The 15,142-nt window shown below is 50.8% G+C and carries 16 protein-coding genes, 1 other RNA gene and 1 riboswitch; of the genes, 16 read left to right on the top strand and 1 reads right to left on the bottom strand.

Annotated elements, in window-relative coordinates; genetic code table 11:
- Positions 1-188: 188 nt before the first annotated feature.
- The 8 genes from NYR52_RS11830 (at position 189) to NYR52_RS11795 (ending at position 7,766) form a co-directional block, all read left to right on the top strand.
- Entirely contained in the window at positions 189-1,331 is a 1,143-nt protein-coding gene (locus tag NYR52_RS11830; protein ID WP_022736629.1) for an acyl-CoA dehydrogenase, read from the top strand.
- A 172-nt stretch (positions 1,332-1,503) separates the two neighbouring features.
- Positions 1,504-2,109: a GNAT family N-acetyltransferase gene (locus tag NYR52_RS11825; protein ID WP_054096031.1), complete on the top strand. Its 606-nt coding sequence runs from the start codon at positions 1,504-1,506 to the stop codon at positions 2,107-2,109.
- 70 nt (positions 2,110-2,179) lie between these two features.
- Positions 2,180-3,295 (top strand): 4-hydroxyphenylpyruvate dioxygenase, encoded by a 1,116-nt coding sequence (gene hppD / locus NYR52_RS11820; protein ID WP_132222494.1) that lies wholly within the window; start codon positions 2,180-2,182, stop codon positions 3,293-3,295.
- Positions 3,296-3,408: 113 nt separating this feature from the next.
- Complete coding sequence (locus NYR52_RS11815; RefSeq protein WP_259435704.1) at positions 3,409-4,878, top strand: M1 family metallopeptidase; 1,470 nt, start codon at positions 3,409-3,411, stop codon at positions 4,876-4,878.
- A 100-nt stretch (positions 4,879-4,978) separates the two neighbouring features.
- Positions 4,979-5,722, top strand: coding sequence for a tRNA (adenine(22)-N(1))-methyltransferase (locus NYR52_RS11810; RefSeq protein ID WP_259435703.1), 744 nt, complete (start codon positions 4,979-4,981; stop codon positions 5,720-5,722).
- Entirely contained in the window at positions 5,698-6,804 is a 1,107-nt protein-coding gene (locus NYR52_RS11805; RefSeq protein ID WP_259435702.1) for a Nif3-like dinuclear metal center hexameric protein, read from the top strand. The genes NYR52_RS11810 and NYR52_RS11805 overlap by 25 nt, the downstream gene beginning before the upstream one ends.
- 67 nt (positions 6,805-6,871) lie before the next feature.
- An RNA gene (rnpB, locus tag NYR52_RS11800) (RNase P RNA component class A) lies at positions 6,872-7,293 on the top strand.
- A gap of 194 nt (positions 7,294-7,487) precedes the next feature.
- Positions 7,488-7,766, top strand: a complete 279-nt coding sequence (locus NYR52_RS11795; protein ID WP_132222486.1) for a hypothetical protein — start codon at positions 7,488-7,490, stop codon at positions 7,764-7,766.
- Between the two features lie 40 nt (positions 7,767-7,806).
- On the opposite strand, the gene NYR52_RS11790 is transcribed toward NYR52_RS11795, so the two are convergent.
- Entirely contained in the window at positions 7,807-9,471 is a 1,665-nt protein-coding gene (locus tag NYR52_RS11790) for a hypothetical protein (RefSeq protein ID WP_132222484.1), read from the bottom strand.
- A 154-nt stretch (positions 9,472-9,625) separates the two neighbouring features.
- Between NYR52_RS11790 and NYR52_RS11785 the strand changes: the two genes are divergently transcribed.
- The 8 genes from NYR52_RS11785 to thiS all read left to right on the top strand — a co-directional run bounded on the left by NYR52_RS11785 (position 9,626) and on the right by thiS (position 15,142).
- The gene (locus NYR52_RS11785; RefSeq protein WP_132222483.1) at positions 9,626-10,690 is read left to right on the top strand and encodes a M42 family metallopeptidase; all 1,065 of its coding nucleotides are present in this window, start codon (positions 9,626-9,628) and stop codon (positions 10,688-10,690) included.
- 75 nt (positions 10,691-10,765) lie between these two features.
- Positions 10,766-11,497: an isochorismatase family protein gene (locus NYR52_RS11780; protein ID WP_132222481.1), complete on the top strand. Its 732-nt coding sequence runs from the start codon at positions 10,766-10,768 to the stop codon at positions 11,495-11,497.
- 86 nt (positions 11,498-11,583) lie between these two features.
- Positions 11,584-12,198, top strand: a complete 615-nt coding sequence (locus tag NYR52_RS11775) for a DedA family protein (RefSeq protein ID WP_132222479.1) — start codon at positions 11,584-11,586, stop codon at positions 12,196-12,198.
- A gap of 63 nt (positions 12,199-12,261) precedes the next feature.
- Complete coding sequence (locus NYR52_RS11770; protein WP_211341929.1) at positions 12,262-12,546, top strand: 2Fe-2S iron-sulfur cluster-binding protein; 285 nt, start codon at positions 12,262-12,264, stop codon at positions 12,544-12,546.
- A 15-nt stretch (positions 12,547-12,561) separates the two neighbouring features.
- Positions 12,562-13,005 carry a GNAT family N-acetyltransferase gene (locus NYR52_RS11765; RefSeq protein ID WP_132222477.1) on the top strand — a complete coding sequence of 148 codons (444 nt, stop codon included), beginning with the start codon at positions 12,562-12,564 and terminating at the stop codon, positions 13,003-13,005.
- Positions 13,006-13,046: 41 nt separating this feature from the next.
- Positions 13,047-13,157, top strand: a riboswitch (TPP riboswitch).
- 60 nt (positions 13,158-13,217) lie between these two features.
- Positions 13,218-13,817 carry a thiamine phosphate synthase gene (locus NYR52_RS11760; RefSeq protein ID WP_259436764.1) on the top strand — a complete coding sequence of 200 codons (600 nt, stop codon included), beginning with the start codon at positions 13,218-13,220 and terminating at the stop codon, positions 13,815-13,817.
- Positions 13,804-14,934, top strand: a complete 1,131-nt coding sequence (thiO, locus tag NYR52_RS11755; protein WP_259435701.1) for a glycine oxidase ThiO — start codon at positions 13,804-13,806, stop codon at positions 14,932-14,934. Before NYR52_RS11760 ends, thiO begins: the two co-directional genes overlap by 14 nt.
- Positions 14,935-14,938: 4 nt before the next feature.
- On the top strand, positions 14,939-15,142 hold the full coding sequence (gene thiS / locus NYR52_RS11750; RefSeq protein WP_022736614.1) for a sulfur carrier protein ThiS: 204 nt from the start codon (positions 14,939-14,941) through the stop codon (positions 15,140-15,142).

The following is a 15,142-nucleotide window of genomic DNA, read 5'->3' as shown; positions in this document are numbered from 1 at the left end:
ACAGGGTGTGTTTTTGTTTCGTTTGTTGATTCAATTTTAATCCTTTTCCCAGTCCAATGCAAATAAGTTTCGGACAATTCTCGGCCGGGCGTTGTTGCATTTTTAAAAATTATTGAAGTACTCCAACAAATGAACCTATAATAGAAATGGAAACGCTTGCAACAAGTCAGCGAAGAGGAGTGGGGTTCATGAATTATGATTTAACAGCAGAACAAAAAATGATTCGCAAACTGTTACGTGATTTTGCAGAAGGAGAAGTGGCCCCGGGAGCAGATGAACGAGATCGAAGCAAACGCTTTCCAATTGAGATATTCGAAAAAATGGCTGACCTCAATTTGATGGGTCTGCCTTTTCCGGAAGAAGTGGGCGGTGCTGGAGCGGATACGGTGAGTTTCGCGATCGCTGTGGAAGAGTTGAGCCGCGTGTGTGCATCCACCGGCATCACCTATTCGGCACACATTTCGTTAGGTTGCGCCCCCATTTACCTGTTTGGAACGGAAGAGCAAAAGCAACGCTACCTCGTTCCATTGTGCCAAGGAAAAACGCTGGGGGCGTTCGGCCTGACGGAACCAGGGGCGGGTTCAGATGCAGGAGGCACGAGAACCCGAGCGGTCAAAGATGAAAACGGCTGGGTTATCAACGGCAGCAAGTGCTTTATCACCAATGCGAGTTATGCCAAGTTTCTGGCGCTGACGGCGGTGACAGGCCAGTCGGATGAGGGCCGGCGGGAAATCACCGCATTTATCGTGCCTACAGACGCACCTGGTTTTCAGGTATTGGATAATCTGAATAAGCTGGGCCTGCACAGTTCCAATACCACCGAGCTGGTGTTGGAGGGCGTTCGGGTTCCTGAAGACAGCGTTCTGGGGGAAATTGGGCAGGGTTTCAAGCAATTTTTGATTACGCTTGACGGAGGGAGAATCGGCATTGGGGCGATGGCAGTAGGAATCGCTCAGGGCGCCTATGAATTGGCGTTAAATTATGCACGGCAACGCACGCAATTCGGGCAATCCCTGTCCAAATTCCAAGCGATTCAACATAAGCTTGCAGATATGCACATGTTGATCGAATTGGCCCGCACGTATGTGTACAAAGCGGCTTGGCTGAAGGATCAAGGGCGCAAATTTACCAAAGAGGCTTCGATGTGCAAGTTGTTTGCCTCAGAAATCGCGATGAAAGTGTGCAACCAAGCCGTACAAATCCATGGCGGCTGGGGGTACATTCATGATTATAAAGTGGAACGTTTCTTCCGTGATGTCAAATTGACGGAGATTGGTGAGGGAACATCGGAAATTCAACGAAACATCATTGCCAGAGAAATTGGTTGTTAATGTAAAGATGGTTGTTTGAAGAAAATACGAACTTATTTTTTCAAAAAGAGTAAAATGACGAAATGTTTAGCCGAATCCGTGCCGGATTCGGTTTTTTTTAAAAAAACGATTCTGTAAAATTTGGTTAGAGTCATATCAATGGAAATGGGGGGAGTCTGTTGCGATGAAGCCGATGCCACCGATACTCAAAGATTTTCCCCATTCGTTTGAGACAGAACGGTTGCTGATCCGCCTTCCCCTTCCCGGTGATGGGAAGTTGGTGTATGAAGCAGCGATGGAGTCGCTGGATAGCTTGCGGCAATGGATGATTTGGGCCAACAAACCATTGTCAGAAGCAGAGATGGAAGCAAATGCAAGACAAGCACATTGCCACTTTTTGGAGCGGGTCGACCTGCGGTTTCATTTGTTTGACAAAGAAAATCACATGTTCGTGGGGAGCAGTGGATTGCATCGGATTGACTGGAGCATTCCCAAATTTGAGATCGGGTATTGGTGCCGCACCCAATGTCAGGGGAAAGGATATATTTCCGAAGCGGTTCGCGGGCTGACTGTGTTTGCGTTTGAGATTTTGGGAGCGAATCGGGTAGAGATCCGCATCGACCAGCGCAATGTACGCTCGCGCAAAGTAGCCGAGCGATTGGGGTACACACTGGAAGGGGTGCTGCGCAATCATCAGTCGGCGGTTGATGGACGCTTGGAAAATACATGTGTCTACGCAATGGTGCCCGAAGAATTTCGGAGCCTTTCATTGCGTAAAAGCGCAGGCGCATCGCTGTGAATGCTTGCGCCTTTTTTTTGTACGCGTTAATCTGAATATAAAGAAATATTTTTCATCGGGAGGGGTTAGCATGAGTAAGGAACAGATGATGCCGGAACTAAAAAATGAATTCTTCCCCATTCAGGATATTGATTATTTGGAATTATACACGGGCAATGCCAAACAAGCGGCCTACTATTTTTGTCAAACTTATGGCTTCCGGTTAACCGCTTATTCCGGGCTGGAAACAGGGCAAAGAGAAAAAGCCTCTTATCTGTTGGAACAAGGGAATTTCCGGTTGGTAGTCAGCGGCGCCTACTCCCCAGAACATGAAATTACCACATTTGTCAACTTGCACGGTGATGGGATTAAAGATATTGCCCTCCGTGTGGATGATGTGGAGCGCGCATTTTCGGAAGCGGTTTCAAGAGGGGCCAAAGTGGTGAAAGAGCCACATGTTGTCAAAGATGAGCAGGGCGAATTGAAAAAAGCAGTCATCGGAACATACGGCGATACAGTACACACATTGGTGGAGCGGAAACAATATCAAGGTGTTTTCCATCCGGGCTTTGTTGCCGTAGATAGCCACATCCCCTCCCAGTCGACCGGCGTATTGGGCATCGACCATGTGGTAGGCAACGTGGAGCGAATGGAAGAATGGGTGGAATATTATGAGCGGGTGATGGGCTTTAAGCAGCTGATTCATTTTGACGACGAAGACATTAGCACAGAATACTCCGCACTCATGTCTAAGGTGATGCAAAACGGAACCGGACGCATCAAATTCCCGATCAATGAACCGGCCGAAGGCAAACGTAAATCGCAGATTCAGGAGTATTTGGATTTTTACCGCGGTCCAGGGGTGCAACATGTAGCGCTGATTACCGAAGACATCGTGGCCACGGTGGAAGCGATGCGCAAGAACGGTGTAGAATTTTTGGACACCCCAGACACATATTACGAGGAGCTGACCAAACGCGTAGGCAACATCGACGAGAGCATTGAGGACCTCAAGCGGCTTAAAATCTTGGTTGACCGCGACGATGAGGGATATTTGCTCCAGATCTTCACCAAGCCGATCGTGGATCGTCCCACCCTATTTTTCGAGATTATCCAGCGCAAAGGTGCGAGAGGATTCGGTGAAGGCAATTTTAAAGCGCTGTTTGAAGCGATTGAACGGGAACAAGCGCGTCGTGGCAACCTGTAACATTTAATACAGCTGTGCCGTAAGCAAAGGTAAAAAATGCAAATGGGTCATACTTTAACCAAGAGTGGGCATCCTGATAAGAGCCCACTTTTTTGGTTTGAGGTGACTTGTTCATGAAGCATCGATTATTTTCTTTCGGCATAAGCTTGGTGATGGTTGCGATGGCGTTTGCCTCAACTTACAACCATATTGAGCAAGAGAATCCGGCCACTTCGGCTCCTGCGATACATAAACCAAAAGCGACCGAAATCCCCGAATCAGGGAGCCGTCCCTTCTACCAAATTGACGCTGCCTATCACCCTGAAAGGGACGAAGTGACGGCCAAGATGGAAGTGACGGTTCCCAACAAGCAACGCGAAGCATGGCGAGAAGTCTTTTTTCATCTTTATCCCAATGTGTTTCGCAAATGGAAGTATGGAGAAGAAAGCAAACCGAGCAAGCCGGGTCATATCCAGGTGCATCAGGTCAAAGTGAACGGACAACCGGTGAAGGAGAAACTGGTGCGCGATGAAATCATGAAGGTTCCTTTGCGCGAACCGCTAACACAAGGCCGCACGGCACGGATCACCATGGACTTTACCCTGCGGTTGCCGTACGGGGGAACGCGATTAAACACGTTTAAACAGACAGCCTTTTTGGCACAGTGGTATCCTATGTTGGCGGTTAAGGATCGGGACGGATGGCAAGTCGAGCCGTATACGACAGTGGGTGACCCGTTCTATTCCGAGATATCCGACTTCGCTGTTACGTTTCGCATGCCCAAGGGGTACCGCTTGATTTCGACAGGCAGAAACGCAGATACTACCAACTCCGTTGTGACTGTAAAGCAAGACCGGGTGCGGGACTTCGTCGCCGTCTTGACCAAAGATTATCGCAAGCGGAGCGCCAAATCGGGCCAAACTGACGTCAATCTTTGGTATTTGCCGGACATGGAGCGATCAGTGAACCCCCTTCTTAAAGCGGCGGTGCAAAGTATGGAATTCTTTGGGGAGATCTATGGCACCTATCCGTATGATGAAGTGGATGTGGTGTTGGGAGAAACCGGATTTGGCATTGCGGGCATGGAATATCCCGGCTTGATCACATCCATTCCAACCATGGCGACAGAAAAAGGCATTCAACCGGCTGTCAGCGTGGTTGCACACGAATTGGCTCACCAATGGTGGTATGGAGTGGTGGGCAATAATCAGGCTAAAGAACCGTGGCTGGATGAAGGGTTGACCACGTTCTCCGAATTCCTGTTCATGAAGGAGAAGATGAAATCCAATGAGCAAGAATTCTTGCGCCGAGCTACTCAGAAAACAAACGAGATTCACCAAGCAGCTGGTATCACTTGCGTGGACACCCTTTATTCTTATCCCGACATGGTTTATGGACTCATGGTGTATATTCGGCCGGCAGCCATGATGTTTGAGTTGATGGATGAAATTGGGCGGGAGAATGTGTTGAAAATCATGCGCACATATTATGAGCAATATCAATTTAAAACCGCGACGACGCAAGACTTTATTCGAGTGGCCAATCGTACTGCGGGCAAAGATTTGACTCCGTTTTTCCACAAATGGTTGTATTTCGGGAAATAAATGTGGGAGAAGCCGGGATGATCCCGGCTTTTTCTTGTGGATGGGGATGATGTTATAATGAGAGAGGCGAAGGACTGTTAAAAAGGAGAGACATGAGCGGATGGAATCGAGTATCAAGCTATGGCAATTGTCGGAGCGCTTAAAGACGATTGCTTCTTTTATTCCCGATCATAAGCGGGTTGCCGACATTGGAGGGGACCATGCTTTGCTCCTCACACTAGTGGCTAAAGAGAACCGCTTGCAAAAAGGTATTGTCGGGGAAATAAACCGTGGGCCCCATCAAAACGCCAGTGAGCGGGTGAAGCTGGCGGACTTGACCAATTTGATCGATGTGCGTTTGGGAGACGGGCTCGCCGTGATTCAACCTGGGGAAGTGGAGGTTGTGGTCATTGCCGGCATGGGCGGGGCGTTGATCGCTTCCATCCTGGAGCAAGGCAAGGATAAACTGGCAGGGGTTGAGCGCCTGATCCTGCAACCCAACATAGGGGAAAGCCGGGTGCGATGCTGGTTGGAGGAAAACGGCTTTCGCTTAGTGGAGGAAACCATTGTGGAAGAAGCGGGAATTTATTATGAAATCCTAGTGGCTGAACCAGGAAAGCCGGGTTATGCGGCAGATCAAATATTGGGCCGGGACATGGCCAGAGAAGTGGGGCCGCTCTTGTGGGAGAGGCGACATCCGCTGTTACATAAAAAATTGCAGGAGGTTGTGGCTGGCAAACGGAAGATCCTTCGCCAGCTAAACCTGGGGAAAACAGAGCAAGCTATCGCACGCAAACGGGAACTGGAGAAGGAGATTGAAACTTGGGAGAGGGTGATTCAATGCCTATCAAAGGAAAACAATTGATACAAGTGCTGGAGGCGTTTGCACCGGCAAGCCTTGCTGTGGAAAAAGACCGTATCGGCCTGCAGGTGGGAAATCCGGACAGCGAGGTTACCGGTGTGCTCGTTACATTGGATGTGAATGAAGATGTGGTTGAAGAAGCGATCCGTCAAAAAGCCAACTGGATCGTTGCCCACCATGCAGTGATTTTTCAACCACTGAAGGCATTGCGCTCAGATCAGCCAGCGGGGCGGTTGTTTCACAAATTGTTGAAGCATGACATGAATGTCTACATCGCGCACACCAATCTGGATGCGGCCGCTGGCGGCGTCAATGATGTGATGGCAGAGAAGTTGGGTCTTGGTGCGGTAGACGTGCTGATCGGCTACCGTGAAGACAAACTGAAGAAACTGGCCGTATTCGTGCCAGAATCGCATCATGAGGCGGTGCTTGACGCGATGTGCGAAGCAGGGGCAGGTTGGATCGGCAACTACAGCCATTGCAGTTTTCAGGTGGAAGGTACAGGTACATTTATGCCCCGCGAAGGCACGAATCCTTATATTGGACAGCGGGGAACGCTGGAGCGGGTCAATGAGCGCCGGATCGAAACCGTTGTGCCGGAAAGTAAGCTGGCACAAGTTCTTGCGGCCATGTTGGATGCCCACCCATATGAAGAGGTTGCTTACGATGTTTACCCACTTGAGCTGCAAGGTAAGAAACAGGGGTATGGACGCATTGGAGAACTGCCTCATGCACGGACCCTCCGCGACTTTGCCGCGCAAGTGAAGCAGGCGTATGGCGTGGAAGGATTGCGTGTGGTGGGAGATCTTGACCGCATGGTGAAGCGGGTAGCACTGGTAGGCGGTTCGGGAAGTCGCCACATCGAAGATGCCAAACGCGCTGGTGCGGATGTTTATATTACCGGAGACGTCGATTTTCACACGGCGCAGGATGCTTTGGCAATGGGCTTGAGCATTATCGATCCGGGTCATCATGTTGAACATCATGTGGTGCCGCGGGTATGCGATGTCCTGGAACGGGGACTGGGAGAACAAGTGCCGATCATGGCTTCAACCGTCAACACGAATCCCTTTCGCTTCCTCTGATGTTTCCAATGTCCACCAGTTGCTTTGCCTGTGAGTATTTGATACAATGAATTTTGCTTGAGACGGGAAAGTAAACAAGGCAATCGCCGGTGGAGTGCCGCAAGGCCCCACGGGAGGAAAGTCCGAGCTCCACAGGGCAGGGTGCCGGCTAACGGCCGGTGGGGGCAACCCTAAGGCTAGTGCCACAGAAATGTAGACCGCCGATGGAGGTGTCTCACCTCACAGGCAAGGATGCAACGGTGCGGTAAGAGCGCACCAGCAGCATGGAGACATGCTGGCTAGGTAAACCCCACCTGGAGCAAGACCTGATAGGAGATCGGCGCGCTTACGCGCGCAACTGTGGCCCGCAGTGATCTCGGGTTGGTCGCTTGAGCCTTGTAGCAATGCATGGCCTAGATAGATGATTGCCACTCCAATGGGTGGAAGACGTCCACAAGCCGTCGTTATACCACTCGGAGAACAGAACTCGGCTTATTGTTTGCTTTCCACAGGTAGCTTGTGACACCAAGACGCTAAGGCGTCTTTTTTATTTCTCCTTTTTGACGGAATATTCCATCGTTGGGAGTCTGTAGCGGATCGATCAGCCATACTGGGGATGGGAGACCCAAACCCGCCTGATTTGCATAGGGTGGCTTCCATAATGACATGCTAAAGACAAATCCCTTAGTGAAGGTTGGTCGTCTATGCATGATGATTTCGCTTCTTATGAAGCTTATCTAGAACGGTACAAGATGTTTTATGACGAGGAGGGGGATGGCCGCCCTCCCATCGTGTCGCGCGAGCAGTTTGCGGAGACTTTCCGTTTGCTCAAGGAAAGCTACCAAGCGTATGAGGATATGATCCGCATGGGGCATGTGGATCAAGCGGCCAATTATTACACCCAAGTAATCAATAAATTGGAGAACACCTTGGCTATCGCTGACGCTTCGGACAATTTCCACAAACAAATCTTCAATGATTAAGCCGTGTCTCAGTTGGACACGGCTTTTTGCATTGCCTAGCTTACTCTTCATCCAGCAGATGATGTAATTGATGGGCGTCGCGAATCAACGCTTCTTTGCGGTGATAAGGAATATGCCGGTCAAACAGAACCAGACTGGGTAACTCCTCTAACAGATGGAGAGCGAAAGGAAGACGATCTAATAAAATGCATGTGAGCAAGCGGTCTGCTTTGCGAATTAACAGGGGGTGTTCGGTCCACTGCGTCAAATCTTCATGCAGGCGAAACGTTTGGTACATCCGGCGCACTGCTTGAAATGTTCGGAAACGGCGGCTCGGGTCGTAGCGCAAGACTTCTCCCATCAAGTTTCGAGTGCTGGAAATCAGTTCCCATTCATTTCCCTGATATTCAAAATCGCCGTTTTGCAATGAAATACCTGAAGCGGATAAACAGTCAAAACCGCTGTAAGTCCAAGGGGCTGGCCCTTTTTTCATTTTGGTGAGGCGAAGGGACAAGATGGCTTTCCTCTTGCCCCGCAATACCCGCGTCAAGTCCAATGTGACGGGCACCCACGACTCCGAAGCATGACGGGTGATGCTGCTTTGCCAAACGACGCGATTGTCGATCAGCACTTGTTTTGTATACGTTCCTGCACCGGTGTTGGGGGGATAAACGCTCATATGCCAAAAAGAGAGTTTGGCCTGTGTGCGTGGGTCCAGATAAATCCGTTGACGCCATTCTACATAGTGGCCAGGTGCATCATCATCGTGGGTCGAAACGGCTGGCGCGAAAAGATTGGCATAACTAACTCCTGATTTGGCGACCGCATCGCCCTCTTCCTGAAGAAACTCTTTGTGCAGCACATAGGTGACCACCCCATCCAACCGCCGCAATTTCAACCGACCCAAGGCTATTTTCAGAGCGTTAGCCACATATTGCGCACTCGGATTGGCCGGGGTAGCAGAAAGGCGGCTGGCGTAAATCATCAGGATGAAGGGGAGACGGGTTCGCTCCAGGCGAGCTTGCACTTCGTCCAATTGTTCAATCATGCGATCCGTTTTTTGCGTGTTGCGGTAATGATCATCACGAAAGGACATGACCACCCCATCAAAGAGATGTCGGTAGTGTGTGAGCAAGGCGTTGTCGAGGGCTGGGTAATAAATTTGCGGATAAAACAGAAACCCAGGATTTTCTTTACGCCCTGCTCCCTTCGCTTTGGCTAAATAAGCCGGGGTGAAGAAGGTCAAATTATCGTTGAAATCATCCATCACGATGCCTTTGAGATTGGGGAAATGCCGTCCAAGGCGGCCGACGGCGCGAAACCAAGCGACATAATCCGTGCCAAATGGCTCCGACCGTTTCAATTGTGCTTCGGAAGGGGGCACCAGATAGACCCATACATTGATACCCGCTTGGCGGGCGGCCGGCAAAAACTCTTTGCGCAAATCATCCCAATCCGACTTTTCATGCCAGATCAGGTAGAAGTACGTATTGGCATGCAACTCTTTCAACCGCTGAATGGTTCGGGGGGTGTCCACGTGAACCATTCCATCGGCCCGCGGCTTTTTTTCCCTGATTTCGCCGCCGTAATCCCCAAGGATGGGATAAGGGGAAGGGGGAGCGGCTGTGACGGAGACAGGCTGAATGAGAGTGAAGATCAATGCAAAACACAAGCTGACGAGCCAACATCGACACTTCCAGTTTCGTTTGAACAGCCAACTCACCATAGTTACTTTCTCCTAAAGTAAGGACATTCTTCTGCTTAGTGTGAAAGCATCATCGAAAGAATATGTATGAACATAGAAAGAGGATCGAAAGGAAACACTGAGAAACAACCGGGAGTTTCCCATGAGAAGATTTTTATGAGGAAGAGGTGTGCCAATGCGTTTGCTGCAAGAGTTGACGGAAGCCAAAGGCGTTCCGGGATATGAACAGGAAGTGCGCGCCATCATGGAGCGGGAATTAAAAAAGCAAGATGTAAACCTGATCACGGATGGATTGGGAGGCATTTTTGGCGAAAAAAAGGGGACAAGCGACCAACCTCGGATATTGTTGGCCGGGCACTTGGATGAAGTCGGGTTTATGGTGACAGAGGTGACCAAAAGCGGTTATTTGCGATTTGCGCCATTGGGTGGATGGTGGAGTCAAGTGTTATTGTCGCAACGGGTGTCGATCGTGACAGAGAAACGGGTGTTTACTGGGGTGATCGGTTCTCGCCCGCCGCATGTATTGACATTAGAGGAACGGAACAAATTGGTGCCTATCCGCGAGATGTTTATCGATGTGGGGGCCCACAGTGATGAACAAGTAAAGGAATGGGGAATCCGGGTGGGTGACCCGATTGTGCCCATTTGTCCGTTTGAAATCATGCCCGATCACGACACCATCTTAGCCAAGGCGTTGGACAACCGGATCGGTTGCTATTTGTCTATCGAAGTGTTGAAACGCTTGCAAATGGAGAGCCATCCCAATACAGTGATTGCCGGTGCAACCGTACAAGAGGAAGTCGGATTGCGGGGGGCGGCCACCGCACCGTATGTAGTGGAACCGGATATCGCGTTCGCTTTGGATGTGGGAGTGGCAGAGGATTCCCCGGGCAATGAGGGGAGCGGCAAAGCCAAGCTGGGCAAAGGGCCATTGATCACGTTTTTGGATGCTTCGATGATTCCCAACATCCAATTGCGGAACCTGGTGATCGATATCGCCGAACAAAAGCAAATCCCCTACCAAGTGGATACAATGACGGGAGGGGGCACTGACGCCGGCAAGTTCCATCTGTACAAAAAAGGGGTTCCCTCTTTGGTGATCGGGGTGGCAGCTCGTTATATCCACAGCCATGTTTCTATGATCAGCAAGTCCGATTTGGAACACGCTGCCGAATTGTTGGTAGAAGTAATCAAAACACTGGACGCAGCCAAAATGAAGGAGATAACCCGTTTTATCTGACCCATTCCTTCTTTTAAATCAAGCTTGTCTTTGTTAAGATGAGAGCGAATCATCATAAAAGCGGAGGCGATCCAGTTGCAACATCATGTTGAAGCCATCGGTCATATGGAGAGGGTCGTGGCTAAAGCCCCCGTCTGGTCCATTGCTCAGATTAAGAACCAATTGGGGGCCTGGGAACGGGTGTATCTTGTTTTTGTCGATGTGTTGAAAGGGTTTTGCGATGTGGGGCCTTTAGCCAGTCCGCGCGTGCGTGAAATGGTGAAACCTGTGTCAGAGTTGGCTCAAACGCTCATAGCGCAAGGCTTGCCGACGGAAAATATCATTTTCCTCAATGACGACCATCCGGCTGATGCAGTTGAATTCACTGCATTTGCGCCCCATTGCGTGCAAGGCACAGTGGAGGCGGAAGTGGTGGATGAATTGAAGTCGGTCTTTGACGCGCCGGGCGTCCAACTGTTTCGCAAAAACGCCACCAACGGGTTGTTTGGAGTAAATGGAGAAGGCGTCCGATTTTGCGACTGGTTAGAACAGGTATTCGCCGCTGGCCCCAGTTCTTTTATCGTGGTAGGAGATTGTACCGATTTATGCATTTACCAAAACGCGATGGGCATCCGGTTGCTGGCCAATCAAGTTAACGCTCGAACGCAAGTGATTGTTCCTGTTTCTCATGTGCGGACATACGATTTGCCAGTGGAGACAGCCAAACAGATCGGGGCGATGGCCCATCATGCGGATCTGATGGACACCGTGTTTCTTTATCACATGCAGTTAAACGGAATTAAACTGATCTCTGGCATCACCGACTGACCATAGGCGGGATCGCATCTTTTGCTGGACGGGAAAGTATGATATTCTTAAGTTGTTTGTACGTATTGGGTAAACGGGGTTAGACCATGGAACAAACATTATTGGAGCTGTTACAACAATACGGGTATATCGGGATTTTTTTCTTTTTGGTGTTGGGGATCGCGGGATTGCCGTTGCCGGATGAGATCATGATGACGTTTCTCGGTTATCTCACCTCAACGGGTCAACTTAATCTCTACCTCGCTTTCCTCAGTTCGTTCTTGGGATCGGCTTGCGGAATCAGCATCAGCTATTATTTGGGAGTGCGCTTGGGGTATCCGTTCCTCAAGAAATATGGTGGCAAGATATTTATTACGCGCCGCCGCTTGCGAATCACGCAACTCTTGTTCCGCAAGTATGGAAACTGGTTGCTATTTGTTGGATATTTCATTCCTGGCGTACGCCATGTCACCGCTTACCTCGCCGGCATTTCCAAGATATCGCTAGCCCGGTTTTCCCTGTTCGCCTATACGGGGGCGTTTTTTTGGTGCGCTACCTTTATCGGTCTGGGGCATGTGCTTGGCGCGAATTGGGAAATGGTTTTCGGTGTGATGCACAAATACGGCGCCCGATTGTTATGGATTGTGCTTCCCGTTGTGGCGATCTGGTTGGGTTGGTACTTATGGAACCAAAACAACAACTCCTATCACACGAAGCAATAAATAGCAAAGCAACACACCATCACATGTTGACGTGATGGTTTTTTCATGGGGGAGGGCTGAACAATGGCTAAAGTGAGTATTCAAGTCGCCGGACAGATGAAAGAAATGGAAGTGGCTGAAGGAGCCAATCTTTTGCTGGAAGCGGCGTCACAGTCGATTCCGATTCCGTTCAAGTGCACGACAGGTCGGTGTGGAACATGCCGCGTGCGTGTGATCGAGGGGAGTAGCCAATGCAGTGATTACACAGATCCGGAATTGCACCATTTGAGTGAAACGGATTTGGCTTCCGGCCGGCGTCTGGCATGCCAAACGTTTATTTATGGTGATGTCACCATAGAAATCCCTTAAAGGAGCGAGTAGCCGATGATGCGCATACTGGACGTGAAAGATCCGGTCACATTAAGCCGGATCGTGGAGATCCAACAACGAGCCTACCGTATTGAGGCCGAGATCATCGGTTGTGATCAATTGCCGCCGCTTAACGATACAGAAGATTCGCTGAAATGCTCGCCGGAAACCTTTATTGGTTATTATGAGCGGGATGTGCTGGTTGGCGTCCTTTCATATGAACAGAAAGGGCAGCTGGTAGAGATTTGCCGGTTGGCGATTCACCCGGCATACTTTCGCCGGGGAATTGCTTCGCGCTTGCTGTCGCATGTGTTGGAACTGGATGATGCCACCATCTGGGAGGTGCAAACAGGGCAAGCCAACCGTCCTGCAATCAGCTGTTACTTAAAGCATGGATTTACGGTCGTGGAATCATTTACTTCGCCAGAAGGGATACAATTAGTGAAGTTGAGAAAATAATTGTTTTGATTTAAAATGAGATTGGACAAATGAATAAGTTGTCGTACCACTAGGGGTGCACAGGTTGTGCTGTGCTGAGAGGAACAAGTCGGTTCCAACCCTTTGAACTTGAACTGGGTAATGCCAGCGAAAGGAAGTGGGGAAGATCGTGAACCCTTTTTTGATTAGTAGCCCGATATCCCCATGGATATCGGGTTTTTTATGTTGTGGTGATGAAATTGGAATTGCACGTGATTTCAAGTCCTAAGCAGACCGTGCAGGAGTTGGCGCGATGTTGGCTTCGACTGGTGCCGGAGGTGGATTGGTTTCATTTGCGGTACAAGCAACTGTCGGATGACGAGTTGATGCAAAGAGCCAAAGCGCTGTTGTCTGTTGGCATTCCGGCGAAATCGTTGATCGTCAACAGTTCTGTGTCCGTGGCGGAAGCGCTGGGACTGGGGGGGATTCATCTCCCTGAGCGGATGCCGTTTCCCGCTATGTCCCCGGCGATGCGGGTGGGAAGGTCGGTTCATTCATTGGCGGCGGCAGAGCGGGCCGCAGCCGAAGGAGCCGACTATCTGATGGTTGGCCATATCTTTCCTTCCGCTTCCAAGCCGGGATTGCCGCCGTTGGGAAGCGACCGGCTTCGGGTGTGGGTGGAGCAGGTTAAGATTCCGATGATTGCCGTCGGAGGCATCGACGCAGGCAATGTGGCAGAGATCAAGCGTGCAGGTTGCCATGGCATTGCTGTCATCTCTGCAGTGGCCAATCATAAACAACCCGAGCGTGTGGCCAGAGAGCTGAGAAGAAGGTGGGAAAATGCAGACTGCTGAGGTGTTGATTATTGGGGGAGGCGTGATGGGATGCTCCATCGCCTTTCATTTGGCCCGGCGGGGGATCAAAAGCGTGGTCGTCGAGCGAGATGCTATTGGGAGCCATGCTTCATCTGCGGCAGCGGGCATGCTGGGGGCACAGGTGGAGATGGATGAACCTGGGCCTTTGACCGATTTCTGTTTACAGAGCCGCTCGATGTTCCCGGCGTTGCAAGCGGAGTTGCTAGAACGGACCGGGGTGGACATTGAGCTGAACCGGGCTGGGTTGCTGAAGGTAGCCCGATTTGATGAAGATGTGAAGCGCTTGCGGGAGCGTCAGGCATGGCAGACTGCTTATGGACAGACTGCGCGTTGGCTGAAGCCGGAAGAATGTTTGGCGCTTGAACCGAGTCTTCACCCGGAAGTGAGGGGCGGATTATACTTACCAGAGGATTGGCAGGTATCCGCTCCCAAGTTGACGCAGGCATTGGCGGCAGCGGCGCAACGGTTGGGAGCCAACCTGGTGCAAGGCACCGAGGTGCGGGCGATTGAGCGTAGCCCCGATGGGACGTGGCACGTTGATACCACGCAGGAGCATTGGATTGCGGACTGGATTGTTATCACCGCGGGAGTATGGAGCCAGTCCATCGCCGAGAAATTGGGTTGGCATTTGCCGATGACGCCCGTTAAGGGGGAGTCATTGGCATTGCGACCAAAAGAGCCGCTGTTTAGCCGGACGCTGTTTGGCCCGGAGTGTTATCTTGTGCCCAAGGCCAATGGTGAAATCATTGTAGGTGCGACGGAACGGGATGGGGCATGGGACGAAGAGGTGACCGCCGAAGCTGTGCAGAGATTGTTGCAATCCGCTTTTAATTTGGTGCCTAGATTGCGGGATAGTCTGCACACCCGTAGTTGGGCCGGGTTGCGGCCCGGTACGCCAAATCGATTTCCCTATGTCGGACAGTTGGGCGATGAGAACCGGGCAGTGATTGCGACCGGTCATTACCGAAACGGTATTTTGCTCAGCGCTGCCACAGGCGATGCCGTTGCTCGACTGCTACTGGGAGAGCCAGCGCCTGAATTGGCCGCGTTTGCCCCGATGAGCCAGGCGGATGTACAGAAGTGGGAGGAGGGATAAAAACGTGATCATTCAGTTGAATGGAGAGCCATTCACTGTGGCTGAAGGCACAGAGACGGTGGCTGATTTGGTCGCCGCCTTAAATTTGGTGTCGCGCATTATCGTCGTGGAACACAATCGGACGGTATTGACGCGAGATGATTATCCGCGTGTGGGATTGCAAGATGGAGATCAAGTAGAGATTGTTCAATTTGTGGGGGGAGGATGA

Source organism: Laceyella sacchari, assembly GCF_024927925.1.
GTDB lineage: Bacteria > Bacillota > Bacilli > Thermoactinomycetales > Thermoactinomycetaceae > Laceyella > Laceyella sacchari.
This window is presented reverse-complemented; position numbering and strand designations above follow the sequence as displayed.